22 protein-coding genes and 2 pseudogenes are annotated in these 21,374 nt (G+C 34.8%); 16 read left to right on the top strand and 8 right to left on the bottom strand.

What is annotated here, in order from left to right; all coding sequences use genetic code 11:
- Positions 1-40: 40 nt before the first annotated feature.
- Both ACXY7N_RS15385 and ACXY7N_RS15380 read right to left on the bottom strand, forming a co-directional pair.
- Entirely contained in the window at positions 41-721 is a 681-nt protein-coding gene (locus ACXY7N_RS15385; protein ID WP_488592453.1) for a FadR/GntR family transcriptional regulator, read from the bottom strand.
- A 343-nt stretch (positions 722-1,064) separates the two neighbouring features.
- Positions 1,065-1,246 (bottom strand): annotated as a pseudogene (locus tag ACXY7N_RS15380) (hypothetical protein).
- Positions 1,247-1,438: 192 nt separating this feature from the next.
- On the opposite strand from ACXY7N_RS15380, the gene ACXY7N_RS15375 reads away from it, so the two are divergent.
- The 4 genes from ACXY7N_RS15375 to ACXY7N_RS15360 all read left to right on the top strand — a co-directional run bounded on the left by ACXY7N_RS15375 (position 1,439) and on the right by ACXY7N_RS15360 (position 4,408).
- Positions 1,439-2,656 (top strand): sensor histidine kinase, encoded by a 1,218-nt coding sequence (locus ACXY7N_RS15375; RefSeq protein WP_016133826.1) that lies wholly within the window; start codon positions 1,439-1,441, stop codon positions 2,654-2,656.
- Positions 2,646-3,290, top strand: coding sequence for a response regulator (locus ACXY7N_RS15370; RefSeq protein WP_016133827.1), 645 nt, complete (start codon positions 2,646-2,648; stop codon positions 3,288-3,290). The genes ACXY7N_RS15375 and ACXY7N_RS15370 overlap by 11 nt, the downstream gene beginning before the upstream one ends.
- Positions 3,291-3,453: 163 nt before the next feature.
- Positions 3,454-3,888, top strand: a complete 435-nt coding sequence (locus tag ACXY7N_RS15365) for a hypothetical protein (RefSeq protein ID WP_016133828.1) — start codon at positions 3,454-3,456, stop codon at positions 3,886-3,888.
- 121 nt (positions 3,889-4,009) lie between these two features.
- A complete protein-coding gene (locus ACXY7N_RS15360; RefSeq protein WP_016133829.1) occupies positions 4,010-4,408 on the top strand; it encodes a hypothetical protein in 399 nt (132 codons plus the stop codon).
- A gap of 66 nt (positions 4,409-4,474) precedes the next feature.
- Here ACXY7N_RS15360 and ACXY7N_RS15355 read toward each other — a convergent pair whose 3' ends face one another.
- Positions 4,475-4,615, bottom strand: a complete 141-nt coding sequence (locus ACXY7N_RS15355; protein ID WP_000273536.1) for a YflJ family protein — start codon at positions 4,613-4,615, stop codon at positions 4,475-4,477.
- 154 nt (positions 4,616-4,769) lie between these two features.
- On the opposite strand from ACXY7N_RS15355, the gene ACXY7N_RS15350 reads away from it, so the two are divergent.
- Positions 4,770-5,132, top strand: coding sequence for a hypothetical protein (locus ACXY7N_RS15350; protein ID WP_000582797.1), 363 nt, complete (start codon positions 4,770-4,772; stop codon positions 5,130-5,132).
- Positions 5,133-5,159: 27 nt separating this feature from the next.
- Here the strand turns inward: ACXY7N_RS15350 and ACXY7N_RS15345 are convergent, their stop codons facing one another.
- Positions 5,160-5,345 carry a YhzD family protein gene (locus tag ACXY7N_RS15345; protein ID WP_000539551.1) on the bottom strand — a complete coding sequence of 62 codons (186 nt, stop codon included), beginning with the start codon at positions 5,343-5,345 and terminating at the stop codon, positions 5,160-5,162.
- Between the two features lie 168 nt (positions 5,346-5,513).
- Here ACXY7N_RS15345 and ACXY7N_RS15340 point away from each other — a divergent pair, with 168 nt between their 5' ends.
- Genes ACXY7N_RS15340 through yhaM form a run of 3 tightly spaced genes read left to right on the top strand, consistent with a single transcriptional unit; the run spans position 5,514 to position 10,662 of the window.
- Positions 5,514-6,755, top strand: coding sequence for a DNA repair exonuclease (locus ACXY7N_RS15340; RefSeq protein WP_142291967.1), 1,242 nt, complete (start codon positions 5,514-5,516; stop codon positions 6,753-6,755).
- Positions 6,752-9,676: an ATP-binding protein gene (locus ACXY7N_RS15335; protein ID WP_088083408.1), complete on the top strand. Its 2,925-nt coding sequence runs from the start codon at positions 6,752-6,754 to the stop codon at positions 9,674-9,676. The genes ACXY7N_RS15340 and ACXY7N_RS15335 overlap by 4 nt, the downstream gene beginning before the upstream one ends.
- Before the next feature lie 41 nt (positions 9,677-9,717).
- A complete protein-coding gene (yhaM, locus tag ACXY7N_RS15330; RefSeq protein ID WP_000726648.1) occupies positions 9,718-10,662 on the top strand; it encodes a 3'-5' exoribonuclease YhaM in 945 nt (314 codons plus the stop codon).
- A gap of 412 nt (positions 10,663-11,074) precedes the next feature.
- Here the strand turns inward: yhaM and ACXY7N_RS15325 are convergent, their stop codons facing one another.
- Positions 11,075-11,461 (bottom strand): PH domain-containing protein, encoded by a 387-nt coding sequence (locus tag ACXY7N_RS15325; protein ID WP_088083409.1) that lies wholly within the window; start codon positions 11,459-11,461, stop codon positions 11,075-11,077.
- Positions 11,462-11,639: 178 nt separating this feature from the next.
- Positions 11,640-11,867 carry a hypothetical protein gene (locus ACXY7N_RS15320; RefSeq protein ID WP_098405296.1) on the bottom strand — a complete coding sequence of 76 codons (228 nt, stop codon included), beginning with the start codon at positions 11,865-11,867 and terminating at the stop codon, positions 11,640-11,642.
- A 653-nt stretch (positions 11,868-12,520) separates the two neighbouring features.
- On the opposite strand from ACXY7N_RS15320, the gene ACXY7N_RS15315 reads away from it, so the two are divergent.
- The gene (locus ACXY7N_RS15315) at positions 12,521-12,853 is read left to right on the top strand and encodes a DUF1904 family protein (RefSeq protein WP_016089025.1); all 333 of its coding nucleotides are present in this window, start codon (positions 12,521-12,523) and stop codon (positions 12,851-12,853) included.
- A 213-nt stretch (positions 12,854-13,066) separates the two neighbouring features.
- Here ACXY7N_RS15315 and ACXY7N_RS15310 read toward each other — a convergent pair.
- Positions 13,067-13,347: pseudogene (locus ACXY7N_RS15310) on the bottom strand (Tn3 family transposase); the annotation flags it as partial.
- 217 nt (positions 13,348-13,564) lie between these two features.
- Positions 13,565-14,191, bottom strand: a complete 627-nt coding sequence (locus tag ACXY7N_RS15305) for a LysE family translocator (RefSeq protein WP_000432978.1) — start codon at positions 14,189-14,191, stop codon at positions 13,565-13,567.
- A 941-nt stretch (positions 14,192-15,132) separates the two neighbouring features.
- On the opposite strand from ACXY7N_RS15305, the gene ACXY7N_RS15300 reads away from it, so the two are divergent.
- The 7 genes from ACXY7N_RS15300 to ACXY7N_RS15270 all read left to right on the top strand — a co-directional run bounded on the left by ACXY7N_RS15300 (position 15,133) and on the right by ACXY7N_RS15270 (position 21,259).
- The gene (locus tag ACXY7N_RS15300; protein WP_016133836.1) at positions 15,133-16,077 is read left to right on the top strand and encodes a ring-cleaving dioxygenase; all 945 of its coding nucleotides are present in this window, start codon (positions 15,133-15,135) and stop codon (positions 16,075-16,077) included.
- Positions 16,078-16,132: 55 nt separating this feature from the next.
- Positions 16,133-17,110, top strand: coding sequence for a ring-cleaving dioxygenase (locus ACXY7N_RS15295; protein ID WP_001072550.1), 978 nt, complete (start codon positions 16,133-16,135; stop codon positions 17,108-17,110).
- Positions 17,111-17,366: 256 nt separating this feature from the next.
- Entirely contained in the window at positions 17,367-18,461 is a 1,095-nt protein-coding gene (locus ACXY7N_RS15290) for a response regulator aspartate phosphatase (RefSeq protein WP_098986625.1), read from the top strand.
- The gene (locus ACXY7N_RS15285) at positions 18,461-18,841 is read left to right on the top strand and encodes a Phr family secreted Rap phosphatase inhibitor (protein WP_098986626.1); all 381 of its coding nucleotides are present in this window, start codon (positions 18,461-18,463) and stop codon (positions 18,839-18,841) included. The genes ACXY7N_RS15290 and ACXY7N_RS15285 overlap by 1 nt, the downstream gene beginning before the upstream one ends.
- A 241-nt stretch (positions 18,842-19,082) precedes the next feature.
- Positions 19,083-19,958: an alpha/beta fold hydrolase gene (locus ACXY7N_RS15280; protein WP_033659809.1), complete on the top strand. Its 876-nt coding sequence runs from the start codon at positions 19,083-19,085 to the stop codon at positions 19,956-19,958.
- A gap of 77 nt (positions 19,959-20,035) precedes the next feature.
- Positions 20,036-20,236: a sporulation YhaL family protein gene (locus ACXY7N_RS15275; protein WP_000449230.1), complete on the top strand. Its 201-nt coding sequence runs from the start codon at positions 20,036-20,038 to the stop codon at positions 20,234-20,236.
- Positions 20,237-20,407: 171 nt separating this feature from the next.
- Positions 20,408-21,259, top strand: a complete 852-nt coding sequence (locus ACXY7N_RS15270) for a DUF2935 domain-containing protein (protein WP_088083412.1) — start codon at positions 20,408-20,410, stop codon at positions 21,257-21,259.
- Positions 21,260-21,374: the final 115 nt, after the last annotated feature.

The raw sequence follows: 21,374 nt of genomic DNA, 5'->3' as shown, positions 1-21,374 counted from the left end.
GAGTATATCATCTGATGTTTAAGTGTAATATATAAGGAGCTTATTTCAGCTCCAAATTTTGAACGGCGGATGTTCGTGCCTCTTCGGCATTTTGTTTTAAAATGGCTTGGAATAATTTTTCATGAATTTCAGAGTTATCTTCATAGTTCACTGTATTTAATATTAATTGGCTTAAAATGTGGCGAAGGGCAGGTACGAAAGATTGATACAAATCAAGTAGAACTTCGTTTTTGCTCGCCTTTGCAATTGCTAGATGAAACTGAATGTCTGCATCTATGTATGCTACATAATTTCCTTCTTGAAGGGCATGTTTTCTTTTATTCAAATGTCCTTTTAAGTATAAAAGATCCTCTTCACTTCGGCGCTGTGCCGCTAACATAGCTACTTCTTTATCTAACATATTTCTTGCTTCATACACATGATTAATATTAGCTGCTTGCAATCGTTTTTCAAATGAATCTTGTGTTGTATTTAGTGAGACAATACGAGTACCTTGTCCTTGTCGAACTTCTAAGATGCCGGCATGTACTAATATCTTTATGCTTTCTCGCAGCGTTGAACGTCCTACTCCTAACTCTTCCATTAATTGCGGCTCTGTAGGGAGGCGATCGCCAACTTCATACTCGCCAGAAAAGATTTTCTCTTGTAGACGTTCCAACACTTCATCGACTAATTTCCGCCGAGAAACTTTTGAAAAAGATTTCTTTTCGTTCATATTCATCTGCTCATCTCCTGTTATATTAGTTTTTATGATAACCAATTTAAGGTCTGTTGACAATGTTATTTTTTAGGTAGTTGAAGCCGAGATACTAAAATAGGGTTTATAAGACATAAAAAAATCTATTTTGATAAAATCGATTTCTCCTGAATACATAGTAATATAAGAAAAAGACGCCCTTGTGAGCGTCTTTTTTCAACTTGAGATAGATGTATCATTATTGTTCTGCTAGGTTACATAGTTCTCGTATAAAGTTTTCTCACACAAATGATCTGTGTATCAATTTGTTTTTGATATACAGATCATTTGTATGATAATTCTTATAAATAATTGCTGAATGATAACCTTACATGAATGCTTTTAAAAGCTCTTGAACTAATGGAATTACTCCACCTACAAAGTTTAAAACTGCCATTGCGATTTCCATATGATTGCCTCCTTTAGTAGTAAGATGTAATAAATCTTTATAATTCCATTATAGTAAGCGCTTACAAAAACATCAATGCATTTCGATATGCAATATTTCATATTTATATTTGGTAATGAGGATGAGGCGGAATCAGTAACTTATCCCGCTATTTGTGGGAGTCGGGCTGTCCATAAAAGCACAATTGGTGAGGGTTAATAACTAATGGGGATGGACAAAAGCCCCAATGATTAAAGTTTCACTTTATCAAAATGTAAGCTGTATCTTGTATAATATAATGGTGGAGGTCGAATATGAAAAAAATAAATTCAAATATAGATTTGGATAAAAATGTATTGGAAGCGGTATTTATTCCAAGAAGGTTTATTGTTTTATGGATTACACTCGTATATATAGCTTCAATACTTTTAGAATTTCGTAATAATATTTTCTCTATGGATAGTTTTTTCTTTACAATAGTCATTGTTATTCATACTATTTTTCATTGGTATGCGAGTTCATTAAAAAATAGGCAATTGTTGTACTTCTTTTTTGTACAACTTTTCATTGTGTTTTTGGCTGCGTTTATTGCGACAAATGCTTCGATAGCGATTTTTGTTGGATTAACTCCTATTTTAATCGCCCAAAGTTTATATGTTTATAACAATATATTTAAAGTAATGGCAGTTTTTACTCTTATGTATGCAATATTTTGTGCTGCAATTAGTATTAATTATGGTGTGAATAAATTAGCTATTCTTATCTCTATGTTTCTTTTAGTGTTAGCAATTATTATTCCTTTTTCTTATATTAATAAGCAGCAATTTGATGCACGTAATCGTATACAGAGCTATATTCAAGAGTTAGAGTCTGCATATATGAGAGTGGAAGAATTGACATTAGCTAATGAAAGGCAGCGTATGGCAAGAGATTTACATGATACGTTAGCGCAAGGTTTAGCAAGTTTAATTATGCAATTGGAAGCAATAGATGCCCATATGCAAAAAGGGAATACAGGACGCTCTCAAGAGATCATGAAACAAACTATGATAAGAGCGAGACAAACTTTACATGATGCAAGGTTGGTTATTGATGATTTGCGTCATACTACTAATTCATTTAATGAAGCAGTAAAGGAAGAGGTTCAGCGTTTTTCTGAAGCTACGTCCATACATGTGAGACTCACTATCCAAAGTCCACCGTATATTTCAAGCGTAGTAAAAGAGCACTGTTTATATGTAATTAGTGAATGTTTAACGAATATCGCAAAACATTCACAAGCAGCAGATGTAAATTTAAATGTTGAATATATCGATGATCTTGAAAAACTTACTATTGAAGTTGAAGATAATGGAATTGGTTTTGACACTAGATATATCGGTAAGAATCCTGGACATTATGGTTTAATTGGTCTAAATGAGCGTGTTCGATTGATTAAGGGAGAAATACATATATTGAGTGAAAAGATGAAAGGTACGAAAGTGTATATTCAAGTGCCTATAAATAAAGAAGGAGATAGCCATGAAGCATAATGTATTAATTGTAGATGATCATTTCGTTGTAAGAGAAGGTCTGAAATTAATAATAGAAACGAGTGATTCATTTCAAATTATAGGTGAGGCTGCAAATGGAGAAGAAGCTCTTTCTTTCATAGAGAAAAAGGAACCTGATGTCATTTTAATGGATTTGAATATGCCTAAAATGAGTGGTTTAGAAACAATTGAGGCTTTGAATAAAAAACAAAACCATACGCCGATTATCATATTAACTACTTATAATGAAGATGAATTAATGTTAAAGGGAATTGAGTTAGGGGCAAAAGGATATTTGCTAAAAGATACGGATCGTGAGAATTTGTTTCGAACGTTAGAAGCGGCTATTCGAGGTGAGATTTTACTACAACCAAATATTATGGAAAAGATAGTGAACTATAAAAGGAAAGAAATACATGCTGATAAGGTTGAAGGGAACAGCTTAACAGAAAAAGAATTGTTTGTGTTGAAAGCTATTGCACGCGGATATAAGAATAAAGAAATTGCATTTGATATGGGGATAGCTGAGCGAACGGTAAAAGCGTATTTAACAAATATATACAATAAATTAGGTGTTAATTCCCGGTCAGAAGCAGTAGCTGTATCTATTGAAAGGAAGTTAATTCATTTTTAAAACATTATATATGCCCAATCGTACATTATAGGCTTGCCCTTTTGTACGATTTTTTTATTTCTTTCTCGTGTTATGCTTCAGAAAGTATGAGAGATTTAAGAACATTGTAATTGTATTACAATTACAGGCGTTTCTAATGTAGGAAAGGAAGAAGAATAAGTAAATGGAAACTTTGCTTTTAATTCCTGTATTAATTTTCTTTATTTGGCTGCAAAGCAAACAAAGAAAATTAAACTGGATAGATATTATAACTTTTCTCATGATGATAGGGATTATTACTTATATGGCGCCGCAACCAATGACTAGGGATTTACAAGCAGAGTTACTGGCAGTTACGCTTTTTTCTTTCGCTATTGGTGTTTGGCAAGGTGGGGGAATTACAGTCTGTTATGAGGATGAAACTTTATATATTAAAAATGGAAAACAGTTTTCCATTTCATGGGTTCTTTTAATAATTGGCAACATAATTATTATTAACATATTTGAAGATGGATTTACATTTAATGGACCATGGTTTCTTTTGTGTAGTGTTGTCATTACATCTGGGGTGAAAACCAGTATTCTATGTGTTCTGTACAAATTAACAGTGCGAAATTGAATGGGAAATCAAAGCTGTTTTCTTTTATTCCAACATAAAACGTATGGCTGTCAGTGCATTAAAAGACTGTAGTTGATAAAAATGAGAAGGAATTATTGGAAGAATGGGGGAGTTAACATAGATGTTTCTACCTATTACTATATTTGATAGGTTTAGTTGGCTGAGGAATGTTGCTTTCTCTTCAGAAAAGACTAGCAGGGATCGAGCACTTTCGAGGGCAGAAGAAAGCAATGTTAATTTGTGTGAAAATAAATGTAGAGATTCAGTTAATAATATTCATCAAAAAATAAATGTGGATACTTTGGACTATAGTAATAATCGTATATTGGGCCGTGCAGAACCTCATTCAACAATTGTCATAACAAGTAGTGATATGTATGTTGGAAGCGGACGAGTTAATAAGTATGGAGAATTTAAAATATATACAAATGATTATCTGGAAGAGTATTTGGTACTAGAGATTCAGTTGATAACGGGCGGTTTCTATCAAGGAAGTATAACGGTAAAGTTAAAAAGTTAATGTATGATGATTTTCTTTTTATTTACTAAATAAAAAGGAAGCAACCGTAGTCGCTTCCTACATCTATTAAGCCGAAGCTTTCTTCATTCTCTCAAGTAAACTAGATAACACATGCGTACGATACGATTCTAGTTTTTTACCTTCATAAGTACGAATACCTAATTTTTTAAGTTCTTTTACATACCAACCTTTGCTTCCGAAATACATATAATCGCTCCCCTTCAACTTTGTTTTTATTTGTCCTGATTGTACTTGGAGGTACAGGTAATATAATGAAGGAAATGAATTTCGCGCGAAAATGGTTAACTTTGTTGCAAAAGACATATATACTAAAGATAGTATACAACGAGGTGGACAAGACGTGATTATAGAGAAGCACGAAATTCAAATTGACCAAATTACGAGCGGTAAAGTGAATATCTTTACTTTCTATCGAAATAGAAAGCAAGTTGATGATCATTTTTTACGATTGCAAGAACCATCGCTTACAGCAAACTACTTCTTCCATTTTCATTTTGATGCAGAGAGCTTGCATCTACTGCAGGAAGAGTTTCCAAGCGTATATCCGTACAACGGTAGTGAAACGATTCACGACTGGACGGAAAAGATGAAAGCAGAATTGCAACATCAGATCCAAACAGGAAAATGGAATAAACGCGTACGTATCGGTAATCGCATTCTAGATGTGGTGTTTACGTGGTGTGACGAAGATATAGTAGAGTGAAAAAGAAGCGGATGACGCTTCTTTTTTTTAGCGCTGGAATAAAACGAGCTTACCTGCAGAAGATGTGCAGCGATGTGTTTTTTCATACAATCCTTTTTCTTGTAAAATAGATTCACCTTTTGCTTTCGCTTCTTTTTCAGTTGCCGCCTCGAATGATTCGTCTAATGCTTTCGAACCATCTTTTTCAAAGACTGTTAGAACGTATACTCCCATGAAAATTCCCTCCAATAATAAAAATCAGAATCTTATAACTATTTTGGCATAAATCACTAGAATATGCAAAGAAATATATGACATTGCGTGTTAAAATAGAGGGGAAGTTTTATGGACACTAGATTTACTATTCGTAGTAAAGTACGGAAAAGGAAAGGATCGTTATTTGTGAAACAAGTGAAGTTTATACATGCGGCTGATTTGCATTTGGATAGTCCGTTTAAAGGGATGGAGATGAATGTACCACAGTCTGTTTGGGAGAGAATGAAACAAAGTACGTTTGAATCGTTCGAGCGTATTGTTGATAAAGCGATTCAAGAGCGCGTTGATTTCGTATTACTAGCCGGGGATTTGTATGATGCGGAGACGAGAAGTTTGAGAGCGCAAGTGTTTGTGCGCGAGCAAATGAAGAGACTTTCGCAGTACGATATTCCCGTTTTTATTATTCACGGTAACCACGATCATTTAGGCGGAAGCTGGGCAGCAATTGAGTTTCCAGAAAATGTTCATGTGTTTACAGAACCTTATGTAGAAGAGAAATCATTTTATAAAAATGGTGAGCGATTAGCTTCGATTTACGGGTTTAGTTATTTGCAGCAAGCGGTAACGGATAATATGACAGCGCAGTATACGAAAATGAGTGATGCGCCTTTTCATATTGGCATGCTTCACGGAAGTGTTGAAGGGGATGCAGAGCATAATCGCTATGCACCGTTTCAAATTCGTGAGCTGAAAGAAAAGCAGTTTGATTATTGGGCTCTTGGCCATATACATAAACGTGAGATTTTATCAGAAGAGCCGTACATGATTTATCCAGGGAATATACAAGGACGTCATCGTAAGGAGACAGGGGAAAAGGGTGCGTACCTTATTGAACTTACGAAACAAGGGTCGCAATGTTCATTTTTCCATACGGCGGATGTTATGTGGGATGAAATTGAAGTGAATATTGATGGACTTGAAACTGTTGATGAACTTATGACTGTTATATCAAGTACGATGAATGAGTGCCGAAGAGAAGAGGAAGGGACGCTTTTAACTGTCTTATTTACAGGGCAGGGCCCACTTTCTCCATATTTACGTGAAGACAAGCGTGTCGAAGAAATTTTTCATATTTTAGCGTCTAGCGAAGAGCGAAAAGATTTCGTATATGCGATGAAGTGGAAAAATGAGACGGTTTCTTTTGCGGAAATCGAGCGTTTGAAAGAAGAAAATCATTTCGTCGGTAGTGTGCTAAAAGAGTTAGAAGCTTTCACAAATATGGACGGAGTATTACGCACGATTTGGACATCTCCTGTAGCGCGTAATAGTATTGAATCTTTTACAGAAGAAGAGAAGAAAGAGATTCAAAAAGAAGCAGAAAATATTATTTTAGAGCAATTATTCCAGCAAGAGAGGGATAAGAAATGAGAATTGAAAAACTCCATATTTATGGATACGGAAAATTAGAAAATGTGGAAATGGATCTTTCGTCGCTGACTGTTTTATACGGTGAAAATGAAGCGGGCAAATCGACTATTCGCTCGTTTATGAAAAGTATTTTATTCGGTTTTCCGACGAGAGGACAGCGCCGTTATGAGCCGAAAGAAGGCGGCAAGTATGGCGGTGCGATGACTGTGCAAACAGAGAAGTACGGTCGTTTGAAATTTGAACGATTGCCAAAGACGGCAGCTGGTGAGGTAACCGTTTATTTTGAAGACGGGAAAACGGGCGGCGAGGAGATTTTACACGATATATTAAGCGGAATGAATGAAAGTTTATTCGAATCGGTCTTTTCTTTTGATATGCACGGTCTTCAAAACATTCATCAGCTTGGCGAAGCGGATATCGGCAATTATTTATTTTCCGCAAGTGCAGTCGGAAGTGATGCATTATTGCAGCTCGATAAAAAGTTAGAAAAAGAAATGGATCAGCGTTTTAAGCCGAGTGGGCGAAAACCAGAAATTAACGTGTCACTGCAAGAGATGAAGAAGCTTGAAGAGAAGATGAAAGAGTGGCAAGGGAAAATTGGCACGTATGAAAAGCAAGTGGAGCAGTTAAAAGAAAGTGAAGAGAAACTTGCTTCTGTTCGTGCGGAAAAAGAGAGTGCAGAAAAGCGAAAGCAAGATTATGAAATATTAGCAGCGCTAGAGCCTCTCGTTATTGAAAAGCGTGCGCATGAGAAAGTGTTAGAAAACGAAAATGGGCAGTTTCCTGTAAACGGGATGGCGCGTTATGAAGCGATTAAGGCGAAGATGGAGCCGCTCCAATTACAAGTTGATTCGCTCCATAAAAAAATAGAGAATGTGCAATCGGAAATGGAATCGATTCAAATAGATGAAGCGTTTTTACAAAAAGAAAGTTATGTAGAAGAACTTCGTATGCAGCATATGTCTTATGAAAATGCACGTCAAGAAATGCGTGATTTGACAGGAACGATTACGAATATAAAAGAAGAACTGGCAGAACTAGAGCAGCAAATTGGTGCTACTTTTGAAAAAGAAACAGTCCTTTCGTTTGATATGAGTTTGGCAACGAAAGAGCTGATTACGCAAACAGTGCAAAAGGCGCGCGAGTTAGAAACACAAAAAGTACAGCTTGATGATCGTTTTAAAGTAGCGCAGGAGCAACTAGAAGAACAAGAAGAAAACACAAGACAGATTCAGAAACAAATGTTAGCGGATGAAGAGCGAAATGCGTTAAGTGAGAAAGAGAAGTCGTTCCAAGACGCGGCATTTATCGGTATGGGCGCTGAGCGAATGAAGCGTAAGTATGAAGAGAAGGCAGGAGCAGCTGTGCAAAAGAAAAAGCAGTGGCAAAGAGTTTGTCTTCTGTTACTGCTTATTAACACAGTTGTTTTATTCACGAGTCTATTTATAGATTACCGCCCGCTTTTATTTATTAGTGTTATTGTTTTTGTAGGAATTGTTCTTGCTCTTGTTTTATATAAGGATCCGTCAAATGGATTACAAGAAGAACTCCTTACCCTTCAGCAAAGTGCTGGCGGGAGACAAAGTGAAGAAGCGATGTCTGTGCGCTATGAGTTAGAAAAAGATGAAGAGATTCGGAAGTTATTTGAGCGCGAGTCGTATAAGTTGCAGCAAATGGAACGAGCGTATGATAAAGTCGTTTCATCCTATGAGGAATGGGAGAGAGAAACGTTCCGCATTAGTGAACAAGTACATGCATATAAAACACGTTATATGTTCCCTGAATTTTATACGTATGCACACATATTGCCGGCGTTTGAGCGTATGGAAAAAATGCAGCAATTATATCGTGAATTAGAGAAGCAAGGCGCGCGAAAATCTTCATTATATGAAATGATTTCGCAATTTGAACATAAACTAGAAACTGTTATCGGTAGCGCAGAATATAGTAAGCTGCACGAGGCACAAAGTCGTATGCAAAATGAGAAAGAGAAGCGCCAAACTTGTAAGCAGCTAAAAGAGAAATTAGCGGAATGGCAAGAAGAATACGAGTTCACGCAAGAGCAATTGAAACAACTATTAGTAGAAAGAGATGGATTATGGCATATCGCACATTCTACAGATGAAGAGATGTTTTTAGAGGCAGGTAAACTGGCGGAAAAACGTGAAGATGCTGAGAAACAAGTGGGTCGTTTATTACCGCAAATTGATCTTTTAGAACAACGTTTAACGAGTTTATCATTAGCTGAACATTATGAAGCTGACGGTTATGATGAAAAATTAAAGCAAGAGATGACAGCCGCGCAAAACTGTCTGGCAAAAGAAAAAGAACTGACAGAGCGTATTGCGAAACATCGTATGGAAATTGCGAATTTAGAAGAAGGCAGTACGTACGGTGATTTAATGCACGAATGGGAAATGAAAAAAGCGCAAGTGCGTGAACAGGTGAAGAAATGGGCTGCTTATGCGGCCGCAAAGACAGTGTTAACGAAAACGAAGCAATATTATCATGAGGTACACCTTCCTCGTATTTTACAAAAATCAGAAGAGTATTTCGTCTATTTAACAGGCGGGCGATATAGTAAAATCTTTTCACCGTCAGAGGCGGAACCTTTTATTGTGGAACGTAACGATGGTATGCGTTTTTACAGTCATGAACTAAGCCAAGCGACAGCAGAGCAGTTATATTTATCGTTACGATTTGCATTAGCGAAAACATTTGAGCATGATTATCCGTTTATTATTGATGATAGTTTCGTGCATTTTGATGCGGTAAGGACGAATCGTACGATTGAACTAATAAAGGAAATTGCGCAAGATAGACAAGTCATCTTCTTTACATGTCATGCACATTTGCTAACATATTTTACAGAAAAACAGATTATAAAATTAACGCATAAGCGTAAAGAAAATGAGTTGTAGTGTGCTATACTAAAAGTAACTGATATGGTGGAGGAATTCGAATGAAAAAGAAAATTGCAGAATATGAAGTTGGTGAACAAGTCGATGTTTTCTTGTTAATTAAAACAGCGACAAAAGGTCTAGCAAGCAATGGAAAGCCGTTTTTAACAGTAATCTTACAAGATCCAAGTGGAGATATTGAAGCGAAGCTATGGGACGTATCACCAGAAGTTGAGAAACAATATGTAGCGGAAACAATCGTTAAAGTAGCTGGTGACATTCTAAACTACAAAGGACGTATTCAATTACGTGTGAAACAAATCCGAGTTGCGAATGAAAATGAAGTAACGGACATCTCAGACTTCGTAGAAAAAGCACCAGTGAAAAAAGAAGATATGGTCGAGAAAATTACGCAATACATATTTGAAATGAGAAACCCGAACATTCAACGTCTAACAAGACATTTATTAAATAAGCATCAAAATGAATTTTTAGAATATCCAGCAGCGACAAAGAACCATCACGAGTTCGTATCTGGACTAGCTTATCACGTCGTATCGATGCTTGATTTAGCGAAAGCTATTTCAGCTCTATACCCATCATTAGATAAAGACTTACTATATGCAGGCGTTATTTTACATGACCTTGGTAAAGTAATCGAACTATCTGGTCCAATTTCCACAACATACACGTTAGAAGGAAATTTACTAGGCCACATTTCTATTATGGTGAACGAAATTGGGAAAGCTGCAGACGAATTGCAAATCGATGCAGAAGAAGTATTAATTCTTCAACACATCGTCCTTTCTCACCACGGAAAAGCAGAATGGGGTAGCCCAAAACCACCATTAGTAAAAGAGGCAGAAATTCTGCATTACATCGATAACTTAGATGCAAAAATGAACATGATGGACCGCGCATTAGGACGCACAAAACCAGGCGAATACACAGAACGTGTCTTTGCTCTTGATAATCGTTCGTTCTATAAGCCGACGTTCCATAATTAATAGTGTGAATCGAATGGCCTCATTAAGTGTTAATACGCTTAGCGAGGCTGTTTTTTTTATTGAAAATTAAATGAAATGGTTAAGAAGTACGCATGGGGTTAACGAAGAACGATTAAAACATATCTCACCACTAGAATGGGAGCATATCAACTTTAATATGGCAGATACTTAGAATTGCTTCAGCCTGTATAACAGGCCTAAAAATAAGAGTTGAAACTTGTTTAGCATCTATTTTTGTTAAAAGGTGAGAGGGATCCTTATATAAAAAAGACACCCTAAGGTGCCTTCCCTCGACTAGATCGGAGTACCGCCAGCATTTCAGAAAAAATATGCTAAGCAAAAAATACAATAAGCTGTCCATATGGACAGCTTATTTACATAATTATCGTTCTCGGAAGTAAATATATTTGCTTTATCCGTGATTCGTAGTAATTTCATCAAAAAAACATTTTAATTCAGAAAACTTTTCTAAATCTCCCATTGTTGAAAAAACTTCTTCCCCTTTTTCATGACAAATAACAATTGAAGGGATCTTCTTAAATAAACCAACAGTTTGCTTCTGTTCTTTAAATTCTATGATTTCTTCATGTTTAATTTCAAAAAGAATTTTATTCATTTTCATTGTTTCTGTATAAAAAATTATTCTCTTATTTGTTGATAACAATAATCCAAATACATCAGGAGAATTAGAAATTATACCGCTTAACATTGAAAGAGAAGTCAAATTGCTATATTTATAATAAGCTTTAATTTGATTTTTCACTTTTTCATTCTCTTCTAATAAAATTTGTTTTAACATATTAAGTCTCTCCTTATATAAAAATAAAATATTGATGATATTTTCTGAAATCTATATATCTCTATATTATCATGAAACGAAAACGTAACAACTTATTGTTTTGCATAATTTTGATTAATAACGAGATTCTTAATGTGTTTTTTAAAGAAACAATGACTTTCATAGTAATCTACACTCACTAATCATTCTCACCTGAATATACCTTTAAATCTTCCATTGCTATGGCTATAGCGTGTTTTTTTGTATCAATTAACGATATTCCTTGTTTAATAGGAGCCCAATACTCATATTCATAATCCAAAAACCAAGCAAAAACTTCTGTAGTGAAAAAACCATTATTTCGTTTGATCACTTGAACCTTGTATCTTTTGTTTTTGGAAACAATCTCTTTAATAATTTCCTTCATTGTCTTTCTCCTTCTACCTTTTATCCAGATTGTACCACATCAAGAATATAGATAATGAAAGGTATTTTGATTGCATAAAGTATTCATTTCATGTTTACATAACGTCTCATTATCAGCAGCAAGGAAAAGGAGGAACCTCTTTTTTTCGTTCTATGGACCTATGCATTTTTTCATACATTCCTATTCTGGCGCGGTTTTAGATTTCTCGTTTGTTTTTGGATCAACCAAAAAACTGTATTAAATCTTGTTTGATCCTAGGGGTCACTATATATGAACACTACGTATTTGACTTTCTCAATGACCAATATTACTTAACGTGGTAAAATAATATCCAATGTTATTAAAATTAAAGTGGTTATCAAGTCGGAGGAAGGCACTTTAGGGTGTCCTTTCTTTTTTAATATATAAGCGCACCATCCTTTTCCTAATAGAGATCCTCTCATGCCTCCTTACAGGGAGAATGATAAGGCATTTTTTATTTACCCAATTACCGAGCTCTCACATGTTTTAAATAGTTACAATACTTGTATTGCTTCAATAACATAGGATCATTCTTAAGAATGTCATTGAAATGTATCAATAGATTCTAGTGTAGCAAAATAAATTGTGCTATGATGTGAGCAAATATAAAACTAGCTAACGGAGGGATTCACATGCCGCATGTTGTGTTTCGTGGAATTACTACTGAACAATTAAAACACATAAGCAAGCCATTAGTAGAAGAGCTCGCAGAGATTTGTGAGTGTGGTACGGATAATTTTACGTTGGAACTACCAAGTTCTACGTTTGTATTCAATGGAGAAGAAATAGAAGCGTTTCCTCTTATTGAAGTGAAATGGTTCGAGCGTGGACAGGAAATTCGTGATCGATTTGCCAAGGCCATTACTACATATATAATGGATTTTGGACTTCCAGAAGTAGAGGTTGTATTTACGGTTTTCACAGAATCAGCGTATTATATTAACGGGAAGCATTGTGCAAGTTAGAGCTATTTGAAAGATTTTTGTAACATTTATAAGGGGTAGAACCACGTCGCTATTAAGCTAACTAGACAAAATACCCCCTAAAAAGAAAAAGGCGTTATTCTTTCTGAGAAATCATAGGAAAGGATAACGCCTTTATATCAATATGGGGTACAGCCGAGATACGTGTAAAAATAGGTCATAGACTTCCTTTTTTCCAACTTTGACCTATTGAGTTTATAAAGGGATTGCTTCTTCTATTGGTTGGGGGATTTTCTGCAAATCAATTACATAATCCCCAAAGCGTTTTATATGCATAGTCATATAAGGACTTAGCCTTTCTAAATCTTGGCGTGAAAAGCGATAACCTTCTTTTTTAGTTGCCATAAAATTATAGTGATATCTACTACATTTTGAAAAATTACAGAATTGGTGATTAAATCATTGTATTTAATACGTTTTTCTTGTTCGATTGGATCGTTTTCCGTAATAATACTATCGCGGCCAAAAAACAACCATCATGATATAGAGGCAAATATAAAGAACATGTTAATCAAAACATGTTCTTATTTAATATAATCGATTCACTTTTTTATAAAAAGTTTGGTTATTTTATTGAAGCTTACTCCACAAACGCACCCGTTTGTTAACTTTTTTACCGTTTGAAAGCCATACTTTTTATATTGCTTCATTTATTGGAAAAACCGAAAGCTTTAAAATCTCTCTATTACATATTTATTTTTGGAAAAATAGCCTAACTCCAAATACTAATAATACTGTGCCAGTAATACCCTCTATTGTACGGTTCACCTTTTCTTTTCTTAAAAAAGTTCTTAATTGACGTATTAGAGAGATATAAAGTAAATACCATATTGCTGTCAAAGTCGTAAATGTGAATCCCAACAAAAGAAATTGGAAGAAATGACTTTGATTACTCACAATAAATTGGGGTAGAAAACTAAGGAAAAATACAGCCGTTTTTGGGTTTAAGATTGCCGTGGTAAATCCTTGTCTAAAACTTTTAACCGTTCCAATATCCTTAGAGTTTATTTCCACTGAACCTGACATATCTTCTTTTTTAGAAAAGGCACTTTTAATTGACTTTACAGCTAAATAAATTAAATAAAATGCCCCAGCATATTTTATTAATGTAAATAGCATAGCAAATTTCATTAAGATAGCAGAGAGTCCTAGTGTAGCCATTATTGTATGAATCATCATTCCAGATACCGTTCCTAAGACGGTCTTTATCCCACCATTTCTACCATGAGAGATAGTGTTTTTTGTAACTAAAGCAAAACCGGGACCAGGCATCATTATAATAAGGAGTGCTGTAAGGATAAATAGCAAGTAATTTTCCATGTTCTGGTATTTCCTTTCTGATTTTTAGTTTCGCTTATAGTATAGCTTTTTTCCTTAAAACATTAAATATAAAAAGTGTGATCAGGATAGTATCATAAACTTTCAAGGTGTTGTAATTGAATTATAGAGGGCTTCACTTGAATAATGTTCTTCTGTAAATGAGCGTTTTAATGGAATGCTAATTACATGAATAATCAGATTTTTGTATGAAAGGATAACTCAATTAAATAAATTAAATAAATTAAATAAATTAAGAGCGTTTTTTAATTGATTTTTCTCGGAATACTCTTAATTTTCTTTCGTTTATCGAGGGTATTAGTATCAACTTGACCAAACATTATCCAAAAACTACATTTAAGATTTACGAAAGCATATTCGAATAATCATTCATTAAATTTCTTATCAATCACCAAAAATTAATTATCATAAGGAAGAGGTACGTGACCTTTTATTTAAGAAATTACTTATTCTTGAAAAAATGAATTAACTCCCCATAAATAATTGTAAAGATATAAAATTCTATAATTCCCTCGGAACAAAAAATTATCTTTTATAGCAACGAAGTTCATTTTTATCGTTTTGGGGTAGTGTATTCTTGTTAGCTTGATGGGCATGGGGAGCTATAAGTCTTTAGTTTGATAGTGACGCTATCCAGAAATTAATGATTTTACACCCTAAATGTTATTTAACAAAAAAATATCTCGAATTTGAGATAAATTACTTGCTTTTTTATCACTTGAGATGTAAAGTGATAGTAACGAAAGCGATTGAGTCATATGAAAAACATACACTCACTTGCTTTCGATTAAAAAACGAAGTAACTTATTCAGTAAAAACTAAGATGAATTTACAAAAATATAATGAGAATAAATTGAAAAGCTAAGAAGCATATTATTTTTTAATTATCACTTGACTAGTAAAATGAAGCGGAGGAATTATCAATGTATGAAATTAAAGGGCATCATCACATTTCAATGGTCACGAAAAATGCAAATGAAAATAATCACTTTTATAAAAATGTACTTGGTTTACGTCGTGTGAAAATGACAGTAAACCAAGATGATCCGTCAATGTATCACTTATTTTACGGAGATAAAACCGGAAGTCCAGGTACGGAGCTATCGTTTTTCGAAATTCCTTTAGTAGGAAAAACATACCGTGGTACGAATGCGATTACTCGAATTGGGTTACTTGTTCCTTCAGAGGATAGCTTGCATTACTGGAAAGCACGATTTGAGGAATTTGATGTGAAACATAGTGAAATGACAACATATGCAAATCGTCCTGCTTTGCAATTTGAGGATGCTGAAGGTCTTCGTCTCGTACTACTCGTTTCAAACGGAGAAAAAGTAGAGCACTGGGAAACTTGGGAGAAATCAGAAGTTCCTGCAAAGCATCAAATCCAAGGAATGGGTTCTGTGGAAATGACAGTTCGTAGACTTGATAAAATGGCGAGTACACTTACAGAGATGTTTGGTTATACAGAGTTTAGCCGAAATGACGAAGAAGCGATTTTTCAGTCCATTAAAGGAGAAGCTTTTGGAGAAATCGTTGTGAAATATTTAGATGGTCCTACTGAAAAGCCGGGCCGCGGTAGCATTCACCACCTAGCAATTCGTGTGAAAAATGATGCAGAGCTTGCTTATTGGGAAGAACAGGTGATACAAAGAGGTTTCCAATCTTCAGGAATCATCGACCGTTTCTATTTTAAAAGCTTATATTTCCGTGAATCAAACGGAATCTTATTTGAAATTGCGACAGATGGACCAGGATTTACAGTTGATGGAGATGTAGAACATTTAGGAGAAAAACTGGATTTACCGCCGTTCCTAGAAAATCAGCGAGCAGAGATTGAAGCGAATTTAGCACCTATTGAAGAGAAGTAATAAAAGAAAAAATACCACTTTAATATATAAATGAAAACCATTGGAGGAATATAAAATGAACCAATTAAAAGGAATTCACCACGTTACAGCGATTACAAGTAGTGCAGAAAAAAACTATGAGTTTTTCACTCACGTTTTAGGAATGCGTTTAGTTAAAAAAACAGTAAACCAAGATGATATTCAAACGTATCATTTATTCTTTGCAGATGATAAAGGTAGTGCAGGAACAGATATGACATTCTTTGACTTCCCAGGTATTCCAAAAGGAGTACACGGTACAAATGAAATTTCAAAAACTTCATTCCGTGTTCCAACTGATGCAGCATTAGAGTATTGGGTAAAACGCTTTGACCGTCTTGAAGTGGAGCATACAGGCATTAAAGAGCAATTTGGTAAGAAAACTCTTTCTTTCGTTGATTTCGATGATCAACACTATCAATTAATATCTGATGAATTAGATAAAGGGATCGAATCAGGTACACCGTGGCAAAACGGGCCAGTTCCATTAGAATATGCAATTACTGGTTTAGGACCTGTATTTATTCGAATCGCGAACTTTAGTTTCTTTAAAGAAGTGTTAGAAAAAGTTCTATTATTTAAAGAGGTTGCGCAAGAAGGAGAATTCTATTTATTTGAAGTAAACGAAGGTGGAAATGGTGCTTCTGTCATTGTAGAACATAATACAGTTCTTCCAGAAGCAAGACAAGGTTTTGGTACAGTGCACCATGCTGCATTCCGCGTAGAAGATCGCGCTGTATTAGAAGAATGGATTGAGAGAATAAGTAGCGTTGGACTTCCTTCATCTGGCTATGTAGATCGTCACTTCTTCGAGTCATTATACGCAAGAGTTGCACCACAAATCTTATTTGAATTTGCAACAGACGGCCCAGGATTTATGGGAGATGAGCCATACGAAACACTGGGCGAAAAATTATCTTTACCTCCGTTCCTAGAGCCAAAACGTGAAGAAATCGAAAAATTAGTTCGTCCAATTGATACAGTGAGAAGCACGAAGGAATTTATTAAAGAGTAAAAGTAGAGAGAATAAGTAGAAGGGCAAGTAGTTTTAGCGAATCGCTGGAACTGCTTGCTTTTTTGATTTGGCCTATAAAATTTTTTGAAAAATGTTTCTCAAGTTTTTGAAATAGAAATATTTGGTATAATTCATTTAAATTATAAATTTTCTGACAATTATTTTTCAATACATAGAAAAGAGGTGATACTATACAATTTTGATAATTGTATAAATATCCTAATTTTGTAAGTTTGAGAAAAGGAGATGCGGGTGTATGGGAGTAGATGTAGTAACAAGGGAGCAAATGAAACATTCTTTAGATGATTGGTATCGTGTAATGTTGCAGCAAGATTTTGTGCAATCAAAATCTTTGAAAGAAGAGATTGAATCGAAAATTAATGATTTCAAAGAGGAAAAGAATATATCCTTTTTCTATTCTTTATTAGAATTTCGTTATCAAGTATTAGTAGATAGTCTAAGTGTTACAAATAGTAGCTTTGATAGAATTGATTCTTTATATATTGTTGATGATAATGTTTTAACATATTATTATCATTTCTTTAAAGCGATTAAAGAAACATTAGTGACGAATTATAAAGCTGCAAGTGAAGAATTTGAGAAAGCAGAATTAATTTTAGGGAATATTACAAATCCAGTAGAGCATGCGGAGTTTTATTATCGACTTGGCTATTATTACTATCAATCATATCAACCAATTTTAGGAATTGATAAAGTGAATAAGGCAAGAGAAGAGTTTGAGAGGCATAGTGGGTATGAACTAAGTGTAGCGCTTTGTAAAAATATATACGGGCTATGTAGTGTAGACTTAAAGCAATTTTCGCTAGCAGAAGAAAGTTTCGATTCTGCATTAAATATTTTCCAATATCAACAAGTAGAACGATACATTTTAATGGTGAAAAGTAATTTAGGATGGTTATATGGAAGTCAAAACCTTTCAGAATTATCAATTCGTCATATTTCTGAAGTTGTTGAAAAATCACCTAAGCATTATAAAGGAGTATTTACTTTAGCTGAAGAGAATTACAAACTAAACAGAGTAGAATTAGCGAATGAGTTTATCGAATTAGGATTAAAAGTTTGTAATGAATTGAAAAATCAAGAGTTTCAATATCGCTTTATGATTTTAAAAGAATTGAATAAAAAATCCAATACAGCAGAATTAGAAAGAGTGGTCCTAGAAGGAATCTCATATTTTGAAAAGGAATCATTATGGGACTGTGTAGAAGAATATACTGAAAAGTTAGCAATACGATTTTATGAGGAATCAAATGATTCTAAAGCTAGTGAATATTTTTATATGAGTAATAAAGCGAGTAAAAAATACTTAGAAAAAGGAGCTTTGAAATAATGAAAAAATTAGGTGTGATAGTAACAGGATTAATAACAACGACTGTTTTAGCATTTGGTTTAAGTAGTTTAGGTGATCAGAGCCAGGCTTTAAATCGTGGTGACGGAGGAGCACCAGCAAGACCGGACTATGTTAGCTTTAATAAAGGAGACACGGGTGGAGCACCAGCAAAACCAGACTATGCTAGTTTCAATAGAGGAGACACGGGTGGAGCACCAGTAAGACCAGACTATGTTAGCTTTAATAAAGGCGATGGTGGAGCACCAGCAAAACCAGACTATACTAGAGGCGACACAGGCGGAGCACCAGCAGATAACAGAGGCGATGGCGGAGCACCAGCAAATAATAAAGGTGACGGCGGCGGAGTAAGCCAACTATAATAACAAAGAAAGGGACTTCAATATAGAAGTCCCTTTTTCTATTTTTAGGCCATGCAGAGAAAAGAATTGACTTACTTTTAATATGTAACTATAATGGTTACATAATAACCATCGGTAATAGCGGTGAGTAATATTTTTTTAATATAATTGTAACTGGTATGGTTACAGTTAAAAAGAGAACATAAAACAACCAAATAATGTAAAAACTTTAAATAGCAACAAGAGAAAGGAGACGGGAATGTTGAAACGGTTTAAGTTTTATATGATTAGCGGTATTGTGCTCGTTTTGTTAATCGTTTGTAACTTCGTTGATAAGCCGATTGCGAAGGTTGGAGAAGTGAAAGATACTGTTATGATGAAGATAAATACGAAAGAGAGTATGGCACAGATTGATGGGCAGACGATTTATTTTAAGCAAATTGGTGAGGGAAAGCCACCTTTACTTATGCTGCACGGGTTTGGTGGTTCTTCTGATGGATTTAGTGATATTTATCCGGAACTTGCGCGAGATCACACAATTATCGCAGTTGATATTTTAGGATTTGGACGTTCTTCTAAGCCAGTTGATTTTCAGTATTCGTTTCCTGCGCAAGTGAATTTATATTATAAGTTAATGAAGAAGCTTGGATACGATCAGTTTGCGGTGCTCGGTCATTCAATGGGCGGAGAGATGTCTCTCAATTTAGCGTATTTATATCCGGATGCAGTGACGCATCTCATTTTGGCAGATTCTACAGGAATAGAGTCTTTCCAGCAAAAAGAAAGTTATGAAGTGCCGCCGTTATCAACTGATCTTCAAACGGTAACAGAGATTACGAATTATAATAAAGATGAAGTAAAAAATAGTCGCGACGATAAAGAGCATTATGATCAGCTGACGAAAATGAGAGAGCGCCGCATTGCGATGGAAGCTGATAAAATTAAGGTGCCTACTTTAATTATATGGGGACGACACGATAAGAGCGTTTCTTGGAAAAATGGTGAGCTGTATCATCAGCTATTTGCAAATAGTACGTTCCATATTATTGAAAAAGGATACCATGCGCCGTTTCGCCAGGAACCAATAGAGTTTATGGAATATGTACAAGCGTTCTTCGCGAAGAATCCACAACGATAAAATTTTAAGCATAAATCCACTTCTTTCCTCATACAGTGAAACTAATAAGGCTTGTCTAAGGAAAGGAATGAAGTGGAGTGGAAACTTTACCATGGTGGGTGTATCTTGTAATTGTTGGGATTGTACTAAGTGGCTACATGGTTTTATATACTTCAAAAAAAGAGCAAGAGATGGATAATGAGTTTATCGAAAAAGAAGGCGAAGTGTATATGAAGCGCTTAGAAGAAGAGCGTGAGAAACGTAATCAGAGTAGTGATAAGGATTCGGTATTGCTTTAATAGAAATTTTGAATGGCTACCATCTAGTAGAACTTTACATCTAGGTGGTAGCCTTTTTCTTTTTGGAAAGCATGTATACGAAATTCATCATGAACTTTTATTGATGGTATTTATATATATTTCTACTCATAAGAATGGAACTAGCGTGTTATTTACTGGGGGGGATTAACAATGCATAGGGATGAAACATCATTACATCCTGATACAGGTGTTACATCTGTAATGTTTGTTGAGCGTTCATTAAATGAAATTCGTTTTTGGTCTAGGATTATGAAAGAGCATTCTTTTTTTCTTCGCCTTGGATTTAGATGCGAGGATACGCAACTAATTGAAGAGGCGAATCAATTTTATCGATTGTTTGAACATATTGAACAAATAGCGCATTCCTATACAAATGAAACAGATCCTGAGCAAATAAAAAGATTTAATGCAGAAGTACAACAAGCCGCAACTAATATTTGGGGATTTAAACGAAAAATTTTAGGGCTGATTCTCACATGTAAATTGCCAGGACAAAATAACTTTCCGCTGTTAGTTGATCATACAAGTAGGGAAGCAGATTATTTTAGAAAACGTTTAATGGAATTAAATGAAGGGAAATTAGATGCTCTTCCTGATGCTATTATTAAAGAAAATGTTTTCTTTCTAAGGATTATGGCAGACCATGCTAAATTTATTGGTCATCTTCTTGATCCATCGGAAAGAAAGCTTGTAGATACAGCTCGGAATTTTAGCAATGATTTTGATGCATTAATGTATCAAGCAATTGACTTAGAATCAATGAAACCACAATCCCAAACAGTCCCTCTTTTAGATCAATTTTTAGATCAAAATCGTGTGTCGGTTGCATCTCTTCGGGATTTTAAGAAAACAGCACGTGATTTAATTGAGCAATGCAAAATAAAGAGCATCATTCACCCATTATTGGCAGATCATGTTTTCCGTGAAGCTGATAGATTTCTTGAAATCATTGATATGTTTGATGTTCATCTTACAAATATTCAATCACAACCTAGATATTAGAAGATAAGGAAAGATACTATTTTACTTTCAGTTGAGAAGTTAACAATTTATTGTTAGCTTCTTTTTTTTGAAGAAAAGGTTTGAAAATGGAACTTTACGTTATTCTTTCTGGAGA

Source organism: Bacillus sp. 5w2, assembly GCF_054353775.1.
The sequence above is the reverse complement of the archived record's forward strand: the minus strand, read 5'-3'. Positions and strand labels throughout refer to the sequence as shown.

Excerpts from the sequence above, each read along its gene's own strand:
- ACXY7N_RS15385 (WP_488592453.1), bottom strand. The coding sequence starts at position 721 with ATGAATATGAACGAAAAGAAATCTTTTTCAAAAGTTTCTCGGCGGAAA.
- ACXY7N_RS15375 (WP_016133826.1), top strand. The coding sequence starts at position 1,439 with ATGAAAAAAATAAATTCAAATATAGATTTGGATAAAAATGTATTGGAA.
- ACXY7N_RS15370 (WP_016133827.1), top strand. The coding sequence starts at position 2,646 with ATGAAGCATAATGTATTAATTGTAGATGATCATTTCGTTGTAAGAGAA.
- ACXY7N_RS15365 (WP_016133828.1), top strand. The coding sequence starts at position 3,454 with ATGGAAACTTTGCTTTTAATTCCTGTATTAATTTTCTTTATTTGGCTG.
- ACXY7N_RS15360 (WP_016133829.1), top strand. The coding sequence starts at position 4,010 with ATGTTTCTACCTATTACTATATTTGATAGGTTTAGTTGGCTGAGGAAT.
- ACXY7N_RS15355 (WP_000273536.1), bottom strand. The coding sequence starts at position 4,615 with ATGTATTTCGGAAGCAAAGGTTGGTATGTAAAAGAACTTAAAAAATTA.
- ACXY7N_RS15345 (WP_000539551.1), bottom strand. The coding sequence starts at position 5,345 with ATGGGAGTATACGTTCTAACAGTCTTTGAAAAAGATGGTTCGAAAGCA.
- ACXY7N_RS15335 (WP_088083408.1), top strand. The coding sequence starts at position 6,752 with ATGAGAATTGAAAAACTCCATATTTATGGATACGGAAAATTAGAAAAT.
- yhaM (WP_000726648.1), top strand. The coding sequence starts at position 9,718 with ATGAAAAAGAAAATTGCAGAATATGAAGTTGGTGAACAAGTCGATGTT.
- ACXY7N_RS15325 (WP_088083409.1), bottom strand. The coding sequence starts at position 11,461 with ATGTTAAAACAAATTTTATTAGAAGAGAATGAAAAAGTGAAAAATCAA.
- ACXY7N_RS15320 (WP_098405296.1), bottom strand. The coding sequence starts at position 11,867 with ATGAAGGAAATTATTAAAGAGATTGTTTCCAAAAACAAAAGATACAAG.
- ACXY7N_RS15315 (WP_016089025.1), top strand. The coding sequence starts at position 12,521 with ATGCCGCATGTTGTGTTTCGTGGAATTACTACTGAACAATTAAAACAC.
- ACXY7N_RS15305 (WP_000432978.1), bottom strand. The coding sequence starts at position 14,191 with ATGGAAAATTACTTGCTATTTATCCTTACAGCACTCCTTATTATAATG.
- ACXY7N_RS15300 (WP_016133836.1), top strand. The coding sequence starts at position 15,133 with ATGTATGAAATTAAAGGGCATCATCACATTTCAATGGTCACGAAAAAT.
- ACXY7N_RS15295 (WP_001072550.1), top strand. The coding sequence starts at position 16,133 with ATGAACCAATTAAAAGGAATTCACCACGTTACAGCGATTACAAGTAGT.
- ACXY7N_RS15290 (WP_098986625.1), top strand. The coding sequence starts at position 17,367 with ATGGGAGTAGATGTAGTAACAAGGGAGCAAATGAAACATTCTTTAGAT.
- ACXY7N_RS15285 (WP_098986626.1), top strand. The coding sequence starts at position 18,461 with ATGAAAAAATTAGGTGTGATAGTAACAGGATTAATAACAACGACTGTT.
- ACXY7N_RS15270 (WP_088083412.1), top strand. The coding sequence starts at position 20,408 with ATGCATAGGGATGAAACATCATTACATCCTGATACAGGTGTTACATCT.